19 protein-coding genes are annotated in these 17,880 nt (G+C 67.6%); 10 read left to right on the top strand and 9 right to left on the bottom strand.

Going from position 1 to position 17,880, the window contains the following annotated elements:
* Positions 1-54: 54 nt before the first annotated feature.
* Both RBB46_RS22135 and RBB46_RS22130 read left to right on the top strand, forming a co-directional pair.
* Positions 55-1,251 (top strand): FAD-binding oxidoreductase, encoded by a 1,197-nt coding sequence (locus tag RBB46_RS22135; protein WP_306031230.1) that lies wholly within the window; start codon positions 55-57, stop codon positions 1,249-1,251.
* Positions 1,252-1,339: 88 nt separating this feature from the next.
* Entirely contained in the window at positions 1,340-2,521 is a 1,182-nt protein-coding gene (locus RBB46_RS22130; RefSeq protein WP_306031227.1) for an alanine--glyoxylate aminotransferase family protein, read from the top strand.
* A 30-nt stretch (positions 2,522-2,551) separates the two neighbouring features.
* On the opposite strand, the gene pyrF is transcribed toward RBB46_RS22130, so the two are convergent.
* Positions 2,552-3,307 (bottom strand): orotidine-5'-phosphate decarboxylase, encoded by a 756-nt coding sequence (pyrF, locus tag RBB46_RS22125; protein ID WP_306031226.1) that lies wholly within the window; start codon positions 3,305-3,307, stop codon positions 2,552-2,554.
* A 193-nt stretch (positions 3,308-3,500) separates the two neighbouring features.
* Between pyrF and hisB the strand changes: the two genes are divergently transcribed.
* The 7 genes from hisB (at position 3,501) to coaA (ending at position 8,473) form a co-directional block, all read left to right on the top strand.
* Positions 3,501-4,094, top strand: coding sequence for an imidazoleglycerol-phosphate dehydratase HisB (hisB, locus tag RBB46_RS22120; protein ID WP_306031225.1), 594 nt, complete (start codon positions 3,501-3,503; stop codon positions 4,092-4,094).
* Positions 4,095-4,127: 33 nt separating this feature from the next.
* The gene (locus RBB46_RS22115; protein ID WP_306031224.1) at positions 4,128-4,664 is read left to right on the top strand and encodes a DUF2628 domain-containing protein; all 537 of its coding nucleotides are present in this window, start codon (positions 4,128-4,130) and stop codon (positions 4,662-4,664) included.
* 48 nt (positions 4,665-4,712) lie between these two features.
* Positions 4,713-5,363 (top strand): imidazole glycerol phosphate synthase subunit HisH, encoded by a 651-nt coding sequence (gene hisH / locus RBB46_RS22110; protein WP_306031223.1) that lies wholly within the window; start codon positions 4,713-4,715, stop codon positions 5,361-5,363.
* Positions 5,364-5,421: 58 nt separating this feature from the next.
* Positions 5,422-6,153 carry a 1-(5-phosphoribosyl)-5-[(5-phosphoribosylamino)methylideneamino]imidazole-4-carboxamide isomerase gene (gene hisA / locus RBB46_RS22105; protein ID WP_306031222.1) on the top strand — a complete coding sequence of 244 codons (732 nt, stop codon included), beginning with the start codon at positions 5,422-5,424 and terminating at the stop codon, positions 6,151-6,153.
* Between the two features lie 98 nt (positions 6,154-6,251).
* The gene (gene hisF / locus RBB46_RS22100; protein ID WP_306031221.1) at positions 6,252-7,028 is read left to right on the top strand and encodes an imidazole glycerol phosphate synthase subunit HisF; all 777 of its coding nucleotides are present in this window, start codon (positions 6,252-6,254) and stop codon (positions 7,026-7,028) included.
* Between the two features lie 34 nt (positions 7,029-7,062).
* A complete protein-coding gene (locus tag RBB46_RS22095; RefSeq protein ID WP_306031220.1) occupies positions 7,063-7,386 on the top strand; it encodes a phosphoribosyl-ATP diphosphatase in 324 nt (107 codons plus the stop codon).
* 121 nt (positions 7,387-7,507) lie between these two features.
* Positions 7,508-8,473, top strand: a complete 966-nt coding sequence (gene coaA, locus RBB46_RS22090) for a type I pantothenate kinase (protein WP_306031219.1) — start codon at positions 7,508-7,510, stop codon at positions 8,471-8,473.
* 54 nt (positions 8,474-8,527) lie between these two features.
* Here coaA and grxC read toward each other — a convergent pair whose 3' ends face one another.
* Both grxC and RBB46_RS22080 read right to left on the bottom strand, forming a co-directional pair.
* Positions 8,528-8,800 (bottom strand): glutaredoxin 3, encoded by a 273-nt coding sequence (gene grxC / locus RBB46_RS22085; RefSeq protein ID WP_306031218.1) that lies wholly within the window; start codon positions 8,798-8,800, stop codon positions 8,528-8,530.
* 34 nt (positions 8,801-8,834) lie between these two features.
* Positions 8,835-9,350, bottom strand: a complete 516-nt coding sequence (locus tag RBB46_RS22080) for a YkgB family protein (RefSeq protein ID WP_306031217.1) — start codon at positions 9,348-9,350, stop codon at positions 8,835-8,837.
* Between the two features lie 121 nt (positions 9,351-9,471).
* Here RBB46_RS22080 and RBB46_RS22075 point away from each other — a divergent pair, with 121 nt between their 5' ends.
* Positions 9,472-10,080: a TetR/AcrR family transcriptional regulator gene (locus tag RBB46_RS22075; RefSeq protein ID WP_306031216.1), complete on the top strand. Its 609-nt coding sequence runs from the start codon at positions 9,472-9,474 to the stop codon at positions 10,078-10,080.
* A 24-nt stretch (positions 10,081-10,104) separates the two neighbouring features.
* Here RBB46_RS22075 and RBB46_RS22070 read toward each other — a convergent pair whose 3' ends face one another.
* The 6 genes from RBB46_RS22070 to RBB46_RS22045 all read right to left on the bottom strand — a co-directional run bounded on the left by RBB46_RS22070 (position 10,105) and on the right by RBB46_RS22045 (position 17,797).
* A complete protein-coding gene (locus tag RBB46_RS22070) occupies positions 10,105-11,415 on the bottom strand; it encodes a folylpolyglutamate synthase/dihydrofolate synthase family protein (protein WP_306031215.1) in 1,311 nt (436 codons plus the stop codon).
* A gap of 264 nt (positions 11,416-11,679) precedes the next feature.
* Complete coding sequence (accD, locus tag RBB46_RS22065) at positions 11,680-12,663, bottom strand: acetyl-CoA carboxylase, carboxyltransferase subunit beta (protein WP_306031214.1); 984 nt, start codon at positions 12,661-12,663, stop codon at positions 11,680-11,682.
* A 79-nt stretch (positions 12,664-12,742) separates the two neighbouring features.
* Entirely contained in the window at positions 12,743-13,573 is an 831-nt protein-coding gene (gene trpA, locus RBB46_RS22060; protein WP_306031213.1) for a tryptophan synthase subunit alpha, read from the bottom strand.
* Positions 13,574-13,728: 155 nt separating this feature from the next.
* Entirely contained in the window at positions 13,729-14,892 is a 1,164-nt protein-coding gene (locus RBB46_RS22055; RefSeq protein WP_306031212.1) for an iron-containing alcohol dehydrogenase, read from the bottom strand.
* 49 nt (positions 14,893-14,941) lie between these two features.
* Complete coding sequence (locus RBB46_RS22050; RefSeq protein WP_306031211.1) at positions 14,942-16,330, bottom strand: aldehyde dehydrogenase family protein; 1,389 nt, start codon at positions 16,328-16,330, stop codon at positions 14,942-14,944.
* Between the two features lie 99 nt (positions 16,331-16,429).
* Positions 16,430-17,797, bottom strand: a complete 1,368-nt coding sequence (locus RBB46_RS22045) for a glutamine synthetase family protein (RefSeq protein ID WP_306031229.1) — start codon at positions 17,795-17,797, stop codon at positions 16,430-16,432.
* Positions 17,798-17,880: the final 83 nt, after the last annotated feature.

The raw sequence follows: 17,880 nt of genomic DNA, 5'->3' as shown, positions 1-17,880 counted from the left end.
GGGCCGCGCCGCCGCTCCGAAGCACCACCCGCTTTCGACAGGACGCGTTCAAACGTGACCGCCAGGAACTATGACGTCGTGATCGTCGGCGGCGCGGTGATGGGCTCCTCCATCGCCTGCCACCTCGCCATGGACCCGGACTTTGCCGGCTCCGTGCTCGTCGTCGAGAAGGATCCGTCCTACCGGGCCTGCGCCTCGGCCCTGTCGGCGGCCTCCATCCGCCAGCAGTTCTCCGATCCGACCAACATCGCCATCTCGCTCTACGGCATCGACTTCCTGCGCGAGATCGGCACACGGCTTGCCGTCGGCGACGAACGCCCTGCGATCGACCTGCACGAGGGCGGCTACCTGTTCCTGGCGACGCCGGACAAGCGGCCCATCCTAGAGGAGAACCACGCGCTGCAAACGCGCATGGGCGCCGACATTGCCTTCCTGGAGCCGCGCGAGCTTGCCGCACGCTTTCCCTGGCTCAACGTCGAGGGCATCGCCGCAGGCTGCTGGGGCCGCACGGGCGAGGGCTGGTTCGACGGCTACGGCTTGATGCAGGCCTTCCGCAAGAAAGCGCGGGCGCTCGGAGTGCCTTACGAGGCGGGCGAGGTGACAATGGCAGCGCGTGAGGGGGCCGCGCGCGAGGGCGAGGCCTTCCGCCTGACGCTTTCGAACGGCGAGACGATCTCCTGCGGCATGCTCGTCAACGCGGCCGGCGCCAGCGGTGCGGCGCGCCTTGCCCGCCAGCTCGGCGTCGCCCTGCCCGTCGAAAGCCGCAAGCGGATGATCTTCACCTTCGCCTGCCGGGAAGCCGTTGCCGGATGCCCGCTCCTGATCGACCCGAGCGGTACCTATGTGCGCCCGGAGGGAACCGGCTTCCTGTGCGGTTCGGCGCCGCCGGAGGAACGCGATCCCGAAAGCGGCGACTTCGACGTCGAGCACGATTTCTTCGACGAATACCTGTGGCCGGTGCTGGCGACCCGCGTGCCGGCCTTCGAGGCGATCAAGCCGGGCCAGGCCTGGGCCGGGCATTACGACATGAACCTGTTCGACCATAATGCCGTTCTCGGCCCGGTCGAGGCGGTTCCGGGCCTTCTCTTGTGCACCGGCTTTTCCGGGCACGGACTGCAGCAGGCGCCGGCGGTCGGACGCGGCATCGCCGAACTCGTCATGCACGGGCGCTACCGGACGCTCGATCTGACACCTTTCGCCTTCGCGCGCATTGCGCAAAACCGCCCGGTGTTGGAAAAGAACGTGGTCTGAGACTTTCCTCAGGCGCGCCATCTCCCCTGGATCGGGCTGCGCCGGCTCGCGCGCTCCGTCCTCCCCCAAGAGCTGCCCAGAGGTTTCCATGACGCTCGCCAAAGGTCGCGAATTCCTGATGATCCCCGGCCCGACCAACGTGCCGGACGAGGTGCTCAGGGCCATGCACCGGCCGGCCATCGACATCTATGACGGGGCCCTTCTCGACGTTACCGACACCTGCCTGGCCGACCTGAAGACGGTGTTCGGCACCGAAGGAATGCCGTTCATCTATGCCGCCAACGGGCATGGCGCCTGGGAGGCGGCGCTTTCCAACACGCTGTCGCGCGGCGACACGGTGCTGGTACTCGATTCGGGCCGCTTCGCCCGCGGCTGGGGCGAGATGGCGGCGAAGCTCGGCCTCGAGGTCGAGGTGCTTGCCGGCGACTGGCGCCGCTCGGTCGATCCGCAGGCGGTGACGGCGCGGCTTGCCGCGGACACGGCCGGCACAATCAAGGCGGTGCTGGTGGTGCAGGTCGACACGGCTTCGGGCGTGATCAACGACATTCCGGCGCTGCGGCGCGCGATCGACGCGGCCGGACACACGGCATTGTTCATGGTCGACACGATCGCCTCGCTCGGCTGCGTTCCCTTCGAGATGGATGCCTGGGGCGTCGACCTGACCGTGACAGGCGCGCAAAAGGGCCTGATGACCCCGCCGGGGCTTGCCTTTGTCGCCGCCGGAACAAGGGCGATGGCCGCCCACGAGAGCGCCGATCTGGTCACGTTCTACTGGGACTGGACCTTCCGCCAGGGCTCCGAGCACTACCAGAAATATTGCGGCACGCCGCCCGAACACCTGCTTTACGCCTTTCGGCAGGCACTCGACATCCTGCTCGGCGAGGGGCTTGAGGCCGCGCATCGGCGCCATGCGCTGCTGGCCGGCGCGGTGCGCGCCTGCCTCGCGGTCTGGGCCGAGGGCGGGGCGATGGAGTTCAACATCCTCGACCCGCGCGAGCGCTCCGACTCGGTGACGGTGATGCTCACCCCGGGCTTCGACCCGAAGGCGCTGAAGACCTTCTGCCAGCAGACCTGCGGCGTGACCATCGGAGGCACGATCGGCGAGATCGGCGGCCAGGGCATCCGCATCGGCCATATGGGCCATGTCAACGCGCCGATGGTGCTGGGCACGCTGGGCGCCATGGAGCTGGGGCTTGCCGCGCTGAAGATCCCGCACGGACGCGGCGGGCTGCAGGCGGCGATCGACCACCTCGCCGCCGCCCTCGGTTGAGGCCGGCCCGCGCCAGGCCGGGCCGGTTCGTCAGAGAGCCGCGTCGATCTCCGCGACGATAGCCTCGGCGGCGGCGCGCGGATCGGGCGCCCGCACCACCGGCCGGGCGACGACGATATAGTCCGCGCCGGCGCGGATCGCATCGCCCGGCGTCATGATGCGCTTCTGGTCGCCCGCCTCGGAGCCGGCGGGCCGGATACCCGGCGTCACCGTCACCAGCGAGGGGCCGACCGCCTCGCGCAGGACGCCGACCTCATGCGGCGAGCAGACGATGCCGCCCATGCCGGAAACCCGCGCATCGGCGGCGCGCACCCGCACAAGATCCTCGACGCCGCCGGCATAGCCGGCATCGTGCAGGTCGTCCTCGTCCATCGAGGTCAGCACAGTGACGCCGAGCAGGCAGAGATCGCCGCCAGCGGCCGCCAGGCCGGCCACGGCGGCACGCATCGCCTTGGGATAGGCATGGATGGTGACGAAGCGCATGCCCATGCGGGCGATGTTCTCCACCCCCTTCATCACCGTGTTGTCGATGTCGAGCAGCTTGACGTCGAGAAAGATGCTGTGGCCCTCGCGGGCGAGTTCCTCGGCAAAGGCAAGACCGCCGGCGAATTGCAGCTGCATGCCGATCTTGTAGGTGCCGACCGCCCCCTTCGTGCGCTCGACGATGGCGCGCGCCTCCTCAACGGTGGGAACATCGAGACCGACCATCAGGCGGTCGCGCGCCGTCGCCGGCGCGAAACGGGACGCGGTGCGTTCGAGTGTGTCGGTCTGTGGGTCCGGCTGCATGGCGGGCTGTCTCCCGGTTTCGGTTGATGTCTGACGTTTTCTCCTCATACCCAAGCAACGGCCAAATGGCCAGAACGGGGCGATGCGCGGTATTTCATTGCGGCAAGCCTCCTGTTACAAGGCGAGGCTGCCCGAGCAGACTTGGCCGGCGCCCCTTGCGGGGGCCGGCGCGAACCGAAGGACATGGCCGCCCATGCGCAACGCGACGATCTCGCGCACGACCAGGGAAACCGACATCAGCGTCACCGTCGCCCTCGACGGAACCGGCGCCTATGCGGTGCAGACCGGCATCGGCTTTCTCGATCACATGCTGGAGCAGCTGGCCCGGCATTCGCTGATCGACATCACGGTCAAGGCGACGGGCGACACCCATATCGACTTCCACCACACGGCGGAGGATGTCGGCATCGCGCTCGGACAGGCGCTGAAAAAGGCGCTCGGCGACATGACCGGCATCACCCGCTACGCGGACTGTCACCTGGCCATGGACGAGGCGCTGACGCGCTGCGCGCTCGATGTTTCCGGACGGCCGTTCCTGGTCTGGGACGTCGACTTCCCGCGCGACAAGGTCGGCGATTTCGACACGGAACTGTTCGAGGAATTCTTCCGCGCCTTCGCCATGAATGCCGGAATCACGCTGCATGTCGCCAATCTCGCCGGCAGCAACTGCCATCACATCGCCGAGACCTGCTTCAAGGCGGTGGCGCGGGCGCTGCGCAAGGCGATCGAACCGGATCCGCGCCAGGCAGGCCGGGTGCCTTCGACCAAGGGCCAGCTCGGCGGCTGAGGCCGCCACCCGCCAAAAGGCAGGGAGGACGCGATGTCGGTTTACATGGTTCTGATCCCGCCTGGCGCACAGCTGGAGGCGATGCGCCTGCGCGATCTCGACCGCACGGTCCTGATCAAGGACGGCTTCTGCTGGCCGGCGCTGTTCTTCTCGCTGCCCTGGCTGCTGATCCGCCGCCTGTGGCTGGTGCTGGTCGTCTATCTGGTCGCCGGGCTGCTGCTGGAGGCCGGGGCGCGGCTGGCAGGCGGCCCCGCGCCCGGCATTGGCGCCGTCCTCTTCGCCGTGTTCTTCGCACTGGAGGCCAACGGGCTGCGCCGCTGGACGCTGGAGCGGCGTGGCTGGCGGCAGGTCGCCGCCATCGAAGCGCGCAACGCGGTCGAGGCGGAGCAGCGCTTCTTCGCGCGGCTGGCCGCCGGGACGGGCGAGCACGCCGCCGGCGCGCACAGGACATCGCCCCCGCCTGCCGGCAAACCGGACACGCGTGCCGCACAGCCCCCCGCCCACGGGCTGGTGCCCAGGATCGGCGGCGAGCGCGTCGTCGGCCTCAGCCTCGGCCCGGCACAGGGCTGAGGCTGCCCACCCGACCCAGTTATCCTTGCGCCACGGAATTCTCCCATCATGCTGATCGCCATCATCGACTACGGATCCGGCAACCTGCGCTCCGCGCAAAAGGCGTTCGAGCGGGCGGCCCATGCCCACGCCCGCAAGCCGCAGGTGCGGGTGACGGCCGACCCGGACGTGGTGGCGCGCGCCGACAAGGTGGTGCTTCCCGGCGTCGGCGCCTTCGCCGATTGCCGCCGCGGCCTTGCCGCCGTCGACGGCATGAGCGAAGCGCTGCTCGAGGCCGTCGAGACGAAGGCAAGGCCGTTTTTCGGCATCTGCGTCGGCATGCAGCTGATGGCCGCGCGCGGGCTCGAGTTCGAGACGACGCAAGGCTTCGGCTGGATTCCCGGCGACGTCACCGCGATCATGCCCGACGATCCTGCGCTGAAGATCCCGCATATGGGCTGGAACACGATCCGGCTGACGCGCGAGCATCCGCTGTTTGCCGGCATCGAGACGGGGGACGACGGCCTGCACGCCTATTTCGTCCACTCCTATCACCTGAAGGCCGCCGACCCGGCGCATGTCGTCGCCACCGCCGATTACGGCGGGCCGATCACCGCCGTGGTCAGCCGCGACAACATGGTCGGAACCCAGTTCCACCCGGAAAAGAGCCAGCGGCTCGGCCTGGCGCTGATCGCCAATTTCCTCGACTGGGCGCCGTAAGGCCCGGCAACGACACGGACGGCGGGCCGCCCGCCCCGCAAAACCGAACGGACAGACAATGCCCATCCTTTTTCCCGCCATCGACCTGAAGGGTGGCCAGTGCGTGCGCCTGAAGCTCGGCGACATGGCGCAGGCGACCGTCTTCAACGACGACCCGGCCGACCAGGCGCTGAGTTTCCAGAACCAGGGTTTCAGCTACCTGCATGTGGTCGATCTCGACGGCGCCTTCGCCGGCGAGAGCCGCAACGGGGCGGCGGTCGACGCGATCCTTGCCGCGACCACCAATCCGGTGCAGCTCGGCGGCGGCATCCGCAGCCTTGCCCATGTGGAAGCCTGGCTGGAAAAGGGCATCGCCCGGGTGATCCTCGGCACGGTCGCGGTGCGCGATCCGGAGCTGGTCAAGGCCGCCTGCAGGGCCTTTCCGGGCAAGGTCGCGGTCGGTATCGACGCGCGCGGCGGCAAGGTCGCGGTCGAGGGCTGGGCGGAGACATCCGAACTTTCCGCCATCGACCTGGCACGCCGCTTCGAGGACGCGGGCGTCGCTGCGATCATCTATACCGACATCGACCGCGACGGAGTGCTGGCCGGCATCAACTGGGAAGGCACGCTGGCACTCGCAGAGGCGACCTCGATCCCGGTGATCGCCTCGGGCGGGCTCGCCTCCATCGACGATGTCAGGCGGCTCGCGGAACCGGATTGCGCGCGGCTCGAGGGCGCGATCTCGGGACGGGCGCTCTATGACGGACGGCTCGATCCGGCCGAGGCGCTGAAGGTGCTTGCCGCAAGGTGAGGCGGGAGCCGGCGGGCATCTGAAAGCTTTCCCGACTTTGCACCGGGGGCAAGGGCCTGTATGCTGCGCCTGCGAAATAGGCTGGGAACCCTGCCAAGATGTTGAAAGCACGTGTTATTCCCTGTCTGGACGTGAAGGACGGCCGCGTCGTAAAGGGCGTGAACTTCGTCGATCTGGTGGATGCGGGCGACCCCGTGGAGGCCGCCAAGGCCTATGACGCGGCGGGCGCCGACGAGCTCTGCTTCCTCGACATCACCGCGAGCCACGAGAATCGCGACACGATCTTCGACGTGGTCCGGCGCACGGCCGAAGCGTGCTTCATGCCGCTCACCGTCGGCGGCGGCGTGCGCAAGGTCGAGGACATTCGCAAGCTGCTGGTGGCCGGCGCCGACAAGGTGTCGATCAACACGGCGGCGGTGAAGAACCCGGGCTTCATCCGCGAGGCGGCGGAGAAATTCGGTGCGCAGTGCATCGTTGTCTCGATCGACGCCAAGCAGGTCAACGCGCCCGGCGAGCCAGAGCGTTTCGAGATCTTCACCCATGGCGGGCGCGAGGCGACCGGCATCGACGCGGTCGCCTTTGCAAGGTCCGCGGTCGAGCTTGGCGCGGGCGAACTGCTTGTCACCTCGATGGACCGCGACGGCACCCGGCTCGGCTTCAACCTGGCGCTGACGCGCGCCATTGCCGACGCGGTGCCGGTACCGGTGATCGCGTCGGGCGGCGTGGGCACGCTCGATCACCTCGTCGAGGGCGTGCGCGAGGGTCACGCGACGGCGGTGCTCGCCGCCTCGATCTTCCATTTCGGGACGCACACGATCCGCGAGGCCAAGACCCACATGGCGCGCGCCGGCATCCCGATGCGGCTCGACGCCTGATGCGCGCCCGCGCGAGGGAGACAGTTTCAGACCAATGACCGGCTTCACTCTTTCCGACCTGGACCGCATTATCGAGGCGCGCGCGACAAGCGGCGACCCCGGCTCCTATACGCGCAAGCTGATCGACAAGGGCGTGCCCAAGATCGCGCAGAAGGTCGGCGAGGAAGGTGTCGAGGCGGCCATCGCCGCCGTGATGGGCGACAATGACGGCCTCACCGGCGAGGCAGCCGACCTGCTCTATCACCTCCTGGTGCTGCTGCGCGCCCGTCAGGTCCCGCTTTCGGCGGTGATGGAGGAGCTGGAGCGTCGCACGGCGCAGAGCGGACTGCAGGAAAAGGCGTCACGCGGGAACGGGTGACCGTATCCCCCGCGAGGTGCTTGAAAACAAGACGATCGACGGCGACGTGTCCGATGAACGGGCAGGGCCGGTCGGTCCGGACGGGTCGGGAGCCCGGCGGGATCGGGATAGCTTGGTCACGATGGAACACAGTCTGAACCGGGTCGCCGAAGACGATCTGTCGCCCTACCGGGTGTTCACCGAGGCCGAATGGGCAAAGCTCAGGGCCGACACGCCAATGACGCTGACGGGCACGGAAGTGCGGCGGCTGCAGTCGCTCAACGATCCGGTTTCCATCGCCCAGGTGGAATCGATCCTGCTGCCGCTTTCCCGGCTGCTTGCCTATTATGTCGAGGCAACCCAGCAGTTGCACCGCGCGACGAGCCGGTTCCTGGGCAGCAATGACGTCAAGAACCCCTTCATCATCGGCATCGCCGGATCGGTGGCGGTGGGCAAGTCGACCACGGCGCGCCTGCTGCAGGCGCTCCTGGCCCGCTGGCCGGCAAGTCCCAAGGTCGACCTCGTCACCACCGACGGATTCCTCTATCCGAACGCGGTGCTGGAGGCGGAAGGGCTGATGCGGCGCAAGGGCTTTCCCGAAAGCTACGACCGGGCGACGCTGCTGAAATTCCTGTCCGACCTGAAGGCGGGGCGGCGGCATGTGGCCGCGCCGGTCTATTCCCACTTCTACTACGACGTGATGCCGGGCCAGTACGTGACGGTCGACAGACCGGACATCCTCATTCTCGAGGGGCTCAACGTGCTGCAGACGACGAACCTGCCGCGCGACGGCAAGGAAGTGCCCTTCGTCTCGGATTTCTTCGATTTCTCGATCTATATCGATGCCGACGAGGACGTGCTGCACGACTGGTACGTGTCGCGCTTCATGCGGCTGCGCGAGACCGCCTTCCGCGATCCCGGCTCCTATTTCAACAAGTATTCCAAGGTCTCCGACGCGGAGGCGCTGGAGATCGCCGAGAGCCTGTGGAGCGAGATCAACCTGGTCAACCTGCACGAGAACATCCAGCCGACCCGGCCGCGCGCCGACCTGATCCTGCGCAAGGCCGACACGCATGCGATCAACGAGGTGCGGCTGAGGAAGCTGTGAGACCGCGCATCCCGCTCCGGGAAGCGGGACGCGCGGCCGGGGGACGTCATCCGTTCAGGCCGATGCCGTTCCCAGGGCAGCAAGGAGCGGCGCAAGGCCGCCCTCGCGGTCGAGTTCGGAGAGGTCGTCGAAGCCTCCGACATGGCGATCGCCAATGAAGACCTGCGGCACGGTATGGCGACCGGAGCGGGCGATCATCTCGCGTCGCAAGACCACGTCGTGCGAAATCTCGATCTCGCGAAACGTGGCGCCGCGCGCCTCCAGCAAGGCCTTCGCGGCCTTGCAATAGGGACAGTGGCTCTTGGTATAGACAAGAATTCCGCTCATCGCCTGTTTCTCCTTGCGGCCCTTCGGGCAGATCTCAACCACCCCTGCCGACCCGGCCAAGCGCGTCGCCAAGCAGCAAGACGGCACCAGCGAACAACACGGCATCCTTCAGAAGAAACTGACCGGGCACCACCGAAAGCGCCGGGAATCCGCCAAGGCTCGGCTCCCAGCCGGGTGCGGTGAAGAGAAAGGTCAGGGTCAACAGGAAGGTGAAGGCGGCCGCGGCCGCACCAAGCACGCCGATGCGCGGGACCCGCAGGCCGACAAGGAGGGCGGCGGCCGTCAGGATCTCGATCGTGCCGATCAGGTTTGACGTCGCCTGAATGCCGAACACGCCGTAAAGCCAGCTGACGAGAGGGCTGGAAGCGACGAGCCCCTGGATCGCACCGGCCTCATAGGCCGTGTACTTCATGGCACCGATCCAGCCGAGGACGCCGACGATCGAGAAACGGACGGCATGCATGCCGAGCCGGCTGACGGTGTCGCCAAGAACGGCAAGGGCCGGAGCCGGCTGGGCGGCGGTGGCCGGGCTCGGTGAGACGTTGGACATTTCGTGTTCCTTCTCTATTTTTGACCAATCGGTCACTATGTAGCCGCAATGCGGCATATCCATGCGATGACAGGAAGATGCGAGTTCATGACCGATTGGTCAATAAAAGGAGATGTCACGAATGCGTGAGGACGGAAGCCTGGGGCGCCCGCGTGAATTCGACGAGGACGAGATCCTTTTGAAGATCATGGACCTGTTCTGGGACAGGGGCTTTGCCGACACGTCGCTGAGCGACATCATGCGCGTCACGGACCTGCGCAAGGGCAGCCTCTACGCCGCCTTTGGCGACAAGCACGCAATGTACCTGAAGGCGATTGCCCGCTACGAGGCGCTGGTGGTCGACGGTGCCAGCGACATCCTGCGCGGCCCCGGAGACCCGCTCGCGCGGCTGAAGGCGTTTCTCACCGCCCCGGTGGATGCCGCCTGGACCGCCGGCGACATGCGCGGTTGCTTCCTGTGCAACGCCTCGGCCGACCGGGCGGAACAGGACGCAGAAACCCGAGCACTGGTCGCCCGCGGTTTCGACAAGCTGGAACGAGCTGTCGGCGCGGCGGTCGCGGATCTCGCCCCGCAGCTCGACGCCGGCGCGCGGAAGGCGGCGTCGACGCACATGCTGTCGGTCTATGTCGGGCTGCGGGTGATGGCACGCAGCCGGCTCGACCGGGAACGGATGGAAGGCGCACGCGACGCCGCGCTGGCAAGTCTCGCCGGGCCTGCCACGGCGGGCTGAGCGAGACCAACGGAAACGCTTCGCTCAGACTGGCTTCATGCCGTTGCGCGCAAGCACCTCGCCGGCGAGATAGAGAGAGCCGCAGACGAGCACGCGCGGCGGGACTCCATCGCGCGCGGAGGCTTTGCGGACATGTTCAAGCGCCGCCGTCAGCGAGGTGAAGGCGGATGCCGTCAGCCCCGCCTCGCGCGCCGAGCCGGCCAGGCATTCCGGATCGCGGCCGGCATCGGTCGTGGTCAGCGGCACGCAGGCCACCTCGCGGGCCAAATCCGCGAAGGGGCGGAAGAAACCGACCGGGTCCTTGGTCTTCAGCATCCCCGCGACAATATAGAACGGACGCGGATACCGCTCTTCCTGCTCGCCCATCACCTCAGCGATGGCAACCGCCGCGCCCGGGTTGTGGCCGCCGTCCAGCCAGAGCTCGGTGCCCGGCGCGCAGAGTTCCAGCAGGGGGCCCTGGCGGAGCGGCTGCATGCGCCCGGGCCAGTCGACGCCGACAAGGCCCCGCCCGATGGCCTCGGCATCCGGCAGGCGGCCGGCGGCGCGCAGCGAGGCGATCGCCATCGCCGCGTTGACGATCTGGTGACGGCCGAAAAGACGCGGGTGCGGCAGGTCGAGCAACCCGCTGTCGTCCTGGTAGACGAGACGGCCATTCTCCTCCCAGGCGGTGAAATCCTCGCCGAAAACAAGCGGCCTGGCGCCGCGTTCGCGGGCGACACGCCCGATTGCCGCCATCGCCTCGTCGGGCTGCGGCGCGATCACTGCCGGGCAGCCGGGCTTGAGGATGCCGGCCTTCTCCACGGCGATCGCTTCAAGGGTTTCGCCGAGATAACGCTCGTGATCCATCGACAGGGGCGTGATCGTGGCGGCAAGCGGGGCGTCGACGACATTGGTTGCGTCCAGTCGCCCGCCAAGCCCGACCTCCAGCAGCAGCACGTCGGCCGGCTCCTCGGCGAAGAGCAGCAGCGCCGCCGCCGTGGTGACCTCGAAGAAGGTGATCTCCGCCCCGGCATTGGCCTGTTCGCAGACATCGAGCGCCTCGATCAGCCGCGCGTCGGTGACGAGACGGCCGGCAAGGCGGATGCGCTCGTTGAAGGCGACGAGATGGGGAGAGGTGTAGACATGCACCCTGAGGCCGGACGCCTCCAGGATCGAACGCATGAAGGCGGTGGTCGAGCCCTTGCCGTTGGTGCCGGCGATATGGATGACCGGCGGCAGGCGGTCCTGCGGCCGCCCGAGCGCCGCAAGCAGGCGCTCCATGCGGCCGAGCGACAGGTCGATCTCGCGCGGATGCAGCGCCAGAAGTCGGTCGAGGATCGCGGTTACCTGGTCCATTCAAATGCCTGTCGCCGTAAACCAACGGACCCGTCAGCCCGTGCAGGGCAAAGATCCAGATGCTGATCGACTTCCCGTGCCCGCCAAGGCCCTTCGCGCCGGTCGGTCGGGCCGGCCACCGCAACGTGATGCTTCGCGCTCCGGACGGTTCACATCGTTATGGAGCGTGCCGCATCTTCGCAAGCGCCCCGGGGCCGGAACGACGCGCGGCGTCGCCCCTGCGACAGGCGGCTGCCGCTTTTGCGGCGCGGCGGAGGAACCCGCTCAGCTGCCGCGCGGGGCGGTCTCCTCGCCGGAGCCTTCGCCCGACGGCTTTGCCGCGGCCTCGGACGCGGGCTTTTCCGCCGCATCGTCGCCCTGCGGCAGATCGAGCTCAACATCGCCCGGCAGCTGCACCTCCGCCCGCGTCAGGATCGCGCAGATCCTGGCAATGGTTTCAGGCAGCTTGTGGCGATGCACGACCATGTCGATCATGCCGTGGTCGAGGAGATATTCGGAGCGCTGAAAGCCCTCGGGCAGCTTCTCGCGGATCGTCTGCTCGATCACCCGGGGACCGGCAAAGCCGATCAGGGCACCGGGTTCGGCGATATGCACGTCGCCCAGCATCGCATAGGAGGCCGTGACGCCGCCGGTCGTGGGATTGGTGAAGACGACGATGAAGGGCAGGCCCGCCTCGCGCATCATCTGCACGCCGATGGTGGTGCGCGGCATCTGCATCAGGGACAGGATGCCTTCCTGCATGCGCGCGCCGCCGGAGGCGACAAAGAGAACGAAGGGTGTGGCGCGCTCGACGGCGGTCTCCAGGCCCTTCAGGACCGCCTCGCCGGCGGCCATGCCGAGCGAGCCGCCCATGAAGGCGAAGTCCTGGACCGCGGCGGTGACGTCCATGCCGCGGAGCTTGCCGGTGGCCACCGTCACGGCATCGTCAAGACCGGTCTTGGCGCGGGCATCGCGCATCCGGTCCGTGTAGCGCTTCTCGTCGCGGAACTTGAGCGGATCGGCCGCCACCTCGGGCGTCTTCACCTTGTCGAAGGTGCCGCCGTCAAAAAACAGCTCCAGCCGCTTCTTGCCGGAGATGCGCATGTGGTGACCGGAATTGGGCACCACCCACTGGTTGGCTTCAAGGTCGCGGTGGAAGACCATCTCGCCGGTCTCGGGACACTTGATCCAGAGATTTTCCGGCACGTCCCGCTTCTGCTGAAGCAGACCGCGGATCTTCGGGCGGACAACGTTGTTGATCCAGTTCAAGGCGAATACCGTCCGTTGTTAGCGTTCATTCACATCCGGGCCAGGTGCCGCGTCAAGGTGCCAGCGCGGCGCGCTCGGCTCAGGTCCGGGCGCGGGCCACGCCGCCGGCAAGCGCGCGCACCACGGCGGCCACAGCCTCGACCGTCGCGCCGGTGGCGCGCCCGTCGGCATCAAGACTGCCGCGCACCGCCTCGACAAGCACAGAACCGACGACGACACCATCGGCGTCGCGGCCGATCACCTCGGCATCCTCGGCGGTCTTGACCCCGAACCCGACGGCGACCGGCAAGCGCGTATGGCGCTTGATGCGGCGCACGGCATCCGTCACCCGGTCGCGGCTGCCAATGGTGGCGCCGGTGACGCCGGTCACCGATACGTAATAGACGAAACCCGAGGTATTGGCGAGCACGGCCGGCAGGCGCTTGTCGTCGGTCGTGGGCGTCGTCAGGCGGATGAAGTTGAGACCGGCGGCAAGCGCCGGCAGGCAAAGCTCGTCATCGGCTTCCGGCGGCATGTCGACGATGATCAGACCGTCGACGCCGGCCTCGACCGCGGTCTTCACGAAGACGGCCGGGTCGCGCACATAGATCGGATTGTAATAGCCCATCAGGACGATGGGCGTATCCGTGTCATGCCGGCGGAAGGCCCGCACCATGTCGAGCGTCTTGTCCATGGTCTGGCCGGCGACCAGCGCCCGCTGGTTGGCGAGCTGGACCGGAATGCCCTCGGCCATCGGATCGGAAAAGGGCATGCCGAGCTCGATCACGTCGGCGCCGGCGGCGGGAAGCGCGTCGAGGATCGCCTGGGACGTGGCAAGGTCCGGATCGCCGGCGGTCACGAAGGTCACCAGCGCCGGCCGGTTCGCCGCCCTGCATGCCGCGAAGCGGCGATCGATCCGCATTTCACTCATATTGCCCGGTCCCACCCTGTCGTTCCTGCTAAGTCACCGGCCGCCGCATGGCACGCATGCCCTCCTTCGCGGAAGCCATGTTTCCTGCCTTCCGCGAAAACCAGTGGGGATGTAGGGGGCATACATGCCCCCTGTCAATCGGCGACGGTTTCCGCTCAGAGCCTGCCGGACAGCGCATCGGCGAAGATCGCGCTCGCGCCCTCCAGGGTCAGCTCCAGCGGATTGCCGCCGGCGGTCGGGTCGACAATGGCCATTTCGGCGATCAGCTTCGCTTTGCCGCCGTCGACCTTCAGCCCCTCCAGCGTATGCGGCACGTCGAGCGCGGCGCGCAGGTCGAGCACCACCTTCATGAACCCGTCGAAGCCGCCGGAGATGCCGAGATAGCCGGCGAGCCGGTCGATCTTGCCCTCGATGGCGGACCGGTTGAAGGCCAGCACATAGGGCATGAAGACGGCGTTGGTCATGCCGTGGTGGGTGTCGTAGAGGGCGCCGACGGGATGCGACAGCGCATGGATGGCGCCCAGTCCCTTCTGGAAGGCGACCGCGCCCATGGCGGCGGCCGACATCATGTGGCCGCGCGCCACGAGATCGTCCGGAACGTCGGCGACACGCTGCAGGTTCTCCAGCACCAGACGGATGCCTTCCACGGCGATGCCGTCGCCCATCGGGTGGTAGAAGGTGGAGGAATAGGCCTCCAGGCAATGGGCGAGCGCGTCCATGCCGGTGCCAACGGTGAAGTAGCGCGGCATGCCGACGGTCAGTTCCGGATCGCAGATGACGATGCCGGGCAGCATCTTGGGGTGGAAGATCACCTTTTTGGTGTGGGTGGTCTCGTTGGTGATGACGCCGGCGCGGCCGACCTCCGAGCCGGTGCCGGCAGTGGTCGGCACGGCGAGGATCGGGGCGATGCCGTCCGGATCGGCGCGGGTCCACCAGTCGCCGACATCCTCGAAGTCCCACATCGGCCGCGTCTGGCCGGACATGAAGGCAATGACCTTGCCGGCATCGAGACCCGAACCGCCGCCGAAGGCGATGACGCCGTCATGGCCGCCGGAGCGATAGGCGGCAACGCCCGCCTCGACATTGGCGCCGGTCGGGTTCGCCTTGATGTCGCTGAAGATATCCGGCTCGAGGCCGGCCTGGCGCAGGATTTCCAGGGCGCTGGCGGTCATCGGCAGGCGGGCAAGGCCCGGATCGGTGACCAAAAGCGGGCGCTTCATGCCAAGCAACGCGGCGGACTTGCCGAGTTCCGCGATGCGGCCGGCGCCGAAGCGGATGGAGGTGGGGTAGTTCCAGTTGGCGGACGGTGTGGTGGTCATGTCCAGAAAACCTTGAAAGGAGAGGGAGGAAACTGCTGATCCGCGCGCCTCAGGAATGGGCGCGCAGGTGGTAGGATTTCGGCCGCGTGAGCGACAGGTAGCCGATCTCGGAAAGGGCCGCGCCCTTGCCCGTGTCCTTGACACCGGTCCACACGAGCGCCGGATCGAGATAATCGCAACGGTTCATGAAGACGGTGCCCGTCTCCAGCCGCTCGCCGAGCGCGACGGCCGCATCCTCGTCCGCCGTCCAGATCGAGGCGGTGAGGCCGTAGGGGCTGTCGTTCATCAGCGCCAGTGCCTCCTCGTCGTCGCGCACCTTCATGATCCCGACGACCGGGCCGAAACTCTCCTCGCGCATCACCGACATCTGGTGATCCACGTCGACAAGCACCTGCGGCATCAGGTAGGGCGTGCCCGGCTTGTCCTCGGGGAACAGTTTCGGGTCGACCAGCGCCCTTGCGCCCTTGCGCTGCGCTTCCTCGGTCTGCTCGCGTACCCAGGCGGCGAAGCGGGCCTGGGCCATCGGCCCGAGCGTCGTTGCCTCCTCAAGCGGATTGCCGAGCCTGTAGGCGGAAGCCGCCGCAGCCATGCCCTCGACCACCGCGTCAAAGTGGCTCTCGTGCACATAGACGCGCTCGACGCCGCAGCAGCACTGGCCGGCATTGTAGAAGGCGCCGTCGGCAAGGTTCTCGACCGCGAAGGCGACATCCGCGTCGGCCCGCACATAGGCCGGATCCTTGCCGCCAAGCTCCAGGCCGAGCGTGGCGAAGGTGCCGGCCGCCGCCTTCTCGATGGCCCGCCCGCCGGCGACCGAGCCGGTGAAGTTGATGTGGTCGATGCGGCCCGAGGCAAGCAGCGCCTCCGTCTGCCCGTGATTGAGCACGATGTTGCGGAAGACACCCTTCGGCAGGCCGGCGGCCCTGAAGGCCTTCTCCAGTCGCTCGCCGACCAGCAGCGTCTGCGCGGCATGCTTGAGGATCACCACATTGCCGGCGATCAGCGCCGGGACGATGGTGTTGATCGCCGTCATGAACGGGTAGTTCCACGGTGCGATGACCATGACGATGCCGACCGGCTCCGGCTTGACGAAGCGCGTGAAGCCGGGACGGTCGGTGTGGTGGCGGGGCGCCAGCGCCTCCTCCGCGATCTTGACCATGTAGTCGGTGCGCTCGCGCGTGCCGCCCTTCTCGCCGCCATAGCGCACCGGACGCCCCATCTGCCAGGCGAGCTCGGGCACGATCTCGTCGTTCATCGCCTCGAGCGCGGCGACGGCGGCCAGCACGGCATCGCAGCGTTCCGAGATCGGTGTCGCCGCCCACGCGCCTTGCGCGCTGCGCGCCTCCGCCACGGCCTGGTCGATCGCGGCGGCGGTGGCGACGGGACGCTCGGCATAGAGCGAACCGTCGACCGGGGAAATCAGCTTGATCACATCCGACATGTCACACCTTCCGGGCAAGCCCGCGGATCGCGGCCTGCCTCTCAACGTTTGGGAACCATCTCATAGTCCGCGGCCGGTCCGCCGGCCGGCCGCGCGTCGTCAGCAGCGCTCGAAGCCGCGGGCGAGTTCGTAATCCGTCACCACGCGGTCGAAATCCTCCTGCTCCCACTCGGCCGCCCGCACATAGTGGTCGACGACCGCGTCGCCAAAGGCCTGGCGCAGCATTTTCGACTTCCGCAGGGCCTCCGTCGCCGCGCGCAGGGAACGGGGGATCTCCTTCAGCCGGCGCGACTGGTAGAGGTCGCCGGTGACAGGCGCGTCGAGTTCCAGCTTCTCCTCGATGCCGCGCATTCCGGCGGCAAGCTGCACGGCGAGCGCCAGGTAGGGATTGAGGTCGGACCCGCCAATGCGGCACTCGACGCGCACGCCCTTGGTGCCCTCGCCGCAGAGCCGGAAGCCGGCAGTGCGGTTGTCGACCGACCAGGCGGTCTTGGTCGGCGCGAAGGTTCCCTTCTGGAAGCGCTTGTAGCTGTTGATATAGGGCGCCAGGAACAGGGTGTAGTCCGGCGCGTAGCGGATCAGCCCGGCCATGTAGTGATGCATCGTCTGCGACATGCCGTGCGGCGCGTCCTTGTCGAAGAAGACGCTGGTCCCGTCCTTCGACCACAATGACTGGTGCACATGCGAGGACGAGCCGACGCGGGCATGGTGCCATTTGGGCAGGAAGGTCACCGCGTGCCCCTGCTGCCAGGCGATCTCCTTGGTCGCATGCTTGGCGATCGTGTGGTGATCGGCGCAGGCGAGCGGGTCGGCGTAGCGGATGTTCAGCTCCTCCTGGCCCGCCTCGGCCTCGCCCTTGGAATTCTCGACCGGAATGCCGGCGTCGTAGAGATGGTTGCGCAAGGGGCGCATGACCTTCTCTTCCTTGGTGGTCTGGAGGATGTGGTAATCCTCGTTGTAACCGGAAATCGGTTCGAGGTTGCGGAAGCCGTCCTTGCGGATCTCGTCGAAACTCTTCTCGAACAGGAAGAACTCGAGCTCGGTCGCCATCATGGCGGTCAGGCCCATGGCGTCGAGCCGGGCGATCTGGCCCTTGAGCAGCGCGCGCGGCGAATGCGGCACGGCTTCGTGCGTGTGGTGGTCGAGCACGTCGCACAGCACCATCGCAGTGCCTTCCAACCAGGGCACGCGGCGCAGGGTGGCAAGGTCCGGCTTCATGACGTAGTCGCCGTAGCCTCCGGCCCAGCTCGTCGAGGCATAGCCCTCGACCGTGTACATCTCCAGGTCGGTCGCCAGCAGGTAGTTGCAGCAATGGGTCTCCTCGAAGGAGTGATCGACGAAATTGCGCGCGTGGAAGCGCTTGCCCATCAGCCGGCCCTGCATGTCGATGATACAGGCGAGCACGGTGTCGATCTCGCCATCGGCGACAGCGGCGGAGAGGGCTTCGAAAGTCAGGTTGCCTGCCATTTGGGTCATCGTTCTCATTGCGGCGCCAGGCGCCGGACAGCGGTTTCGGGCATGGGCGCCCCGGGCGTTGCCGTCCGGGGCGC

The organism is Stappia sp. MMSF_3263 (genome assembly GCF_030733745.1).
Taxonomy (GTDB): Bacteria; Pseudomonadota; Alphaproteobacteria; order Rhizobiales; family Stappiaceae; genus Stappia.
The sequence above is the reverse complement of the archived record's forward strand: the minus strand, read 5'-3'. Positions and strand labels throughout refer to the sequence as shown.

What these genes read in the sequence shown, in the direction of transcription:
- RBB46_RS22130 (WP_306031227.1), top strand. Translation starts at nt 1,340, where the DNA reads ATGACGCTCGCCAAAGGTCGCGAATTCCTGATGATCCCCGGCCCGACC.
- pyrF (WP_306031226.1), bottom strand. Translation starts at nt 3,307, where the DNA reads ATGCAGCCGGACCCACAGACCGACACACTCGAACGCACCGCGTCCCGT.
- hisB (WP_306031225.1), top strand. Translation starts at nt 3,501, where the DNA reads ATGCGCAACGCGACGATCTCGCGCACGACCAGGGAAACCGACATCAGC.
- RBB46_RS22115 (WP_306031224.1), top strand. Translation starts at nt 4,128, where the DNA reads ATGTCGGTTTACATGGTTCTGATCCCGCCTGGCGCACAGCTGGAGGCG.
- hisH (WP_306031223.1), top strand. Translation starts at nt 4,713, where the DNA reads ATGCTGATCGCCATCATCGACTACGGATCCGGCAACCTGCGCTCCGCG.
- hisA (WP_306031222.1), top strand. Translation starts at nt 5,422, where the DNA reads ATGCCCATCCTTTTTCCCGCCATCGACCTGAAGGGTGGCCAGTGCGTG.
- hisF (WP_306031221.1), top strand. Translation starts at nt 6,252, where the DNA reads ATGTTGAAAGCACGTGTTATTCCCTGTCTGGACGTGAAGGACGGCCGC.
- RBB46_RS22095 (WP_306031220.1), top strand. Translation starts at nt 7,063, where the DNA reads ATGACCGGCTTCACTCTTTCCGACCTGGACCGCATTATCGAGGCGCGC.
- coaA (WP_306031219.1), top strand. Translation starts at nt 7,508, where the DNA reads ATGGAACACAGTCTGAACCGGGTCGCCGAAGACGATCTGTCGCCCTAC.
- grxC (WP_306031218.1), bottom strand. Translation starts at nt 8,800, where the DNA reads ATGAGCGGAATTCTTGTCTATACCAAGAGCCACTGTCCCTATTGCAAG.
- RBB46_RS22080 (WP_306031217.1), bottom strand. Translation starts at nt 9,350, where the DNA reads ATGTCCAACGTCTCACCGAGCCCGGCCACCGCCGCCCAGCCGGCTCCG.
- RBB46_RS22075 (WP_306031216.1), top strand. Translation starts at nt 9,472, where the DNA reads ATGCGTGAGGACGGAAGCCTGGGGCGCCCGCGTGAATTCGACGAGGAC.
- RBB46_RS22070 (WP_306031215.1), bottom strand. Translation starts at nt 11,415, where the DNA reads ATGGACCAGGTAACCGCGATCCTCGACCGACTTCTGGCGCTGCATCCG.
- trpA (WP_306031213.1), bottom strand. Translation starts at nt 13,573, where the DNA reads ATGAGTGAAATGCGGATCGATCGCCGCTTCGCGGCATGCAGGGCGGCG.
- RBB46_RS22055 (WP_306031212.1), bottom strand. Translation starts at nt 14,892, where the DNA reads ATGACCACCACACCGTCCGCCAACTGGAACTACCCCACCTCCATCCGC.
- RBB46_RS22050 (WP_306031211.1), bottom strand. Translation starts at nt 16,330, where the DNA reads ATGTCGGATGTGATCAAGCTGATTTCCCCGGTCGACGGTTCGCTCTAT.
- RBB46_RS22045 (WP_306031229.1), bottom strand. Translation starts at nt 17,797, where the DNA reads ATGGCAGGCAACCTGACTTTCGAAGCCCTCTCCGCCGCTGTCGCCGAT.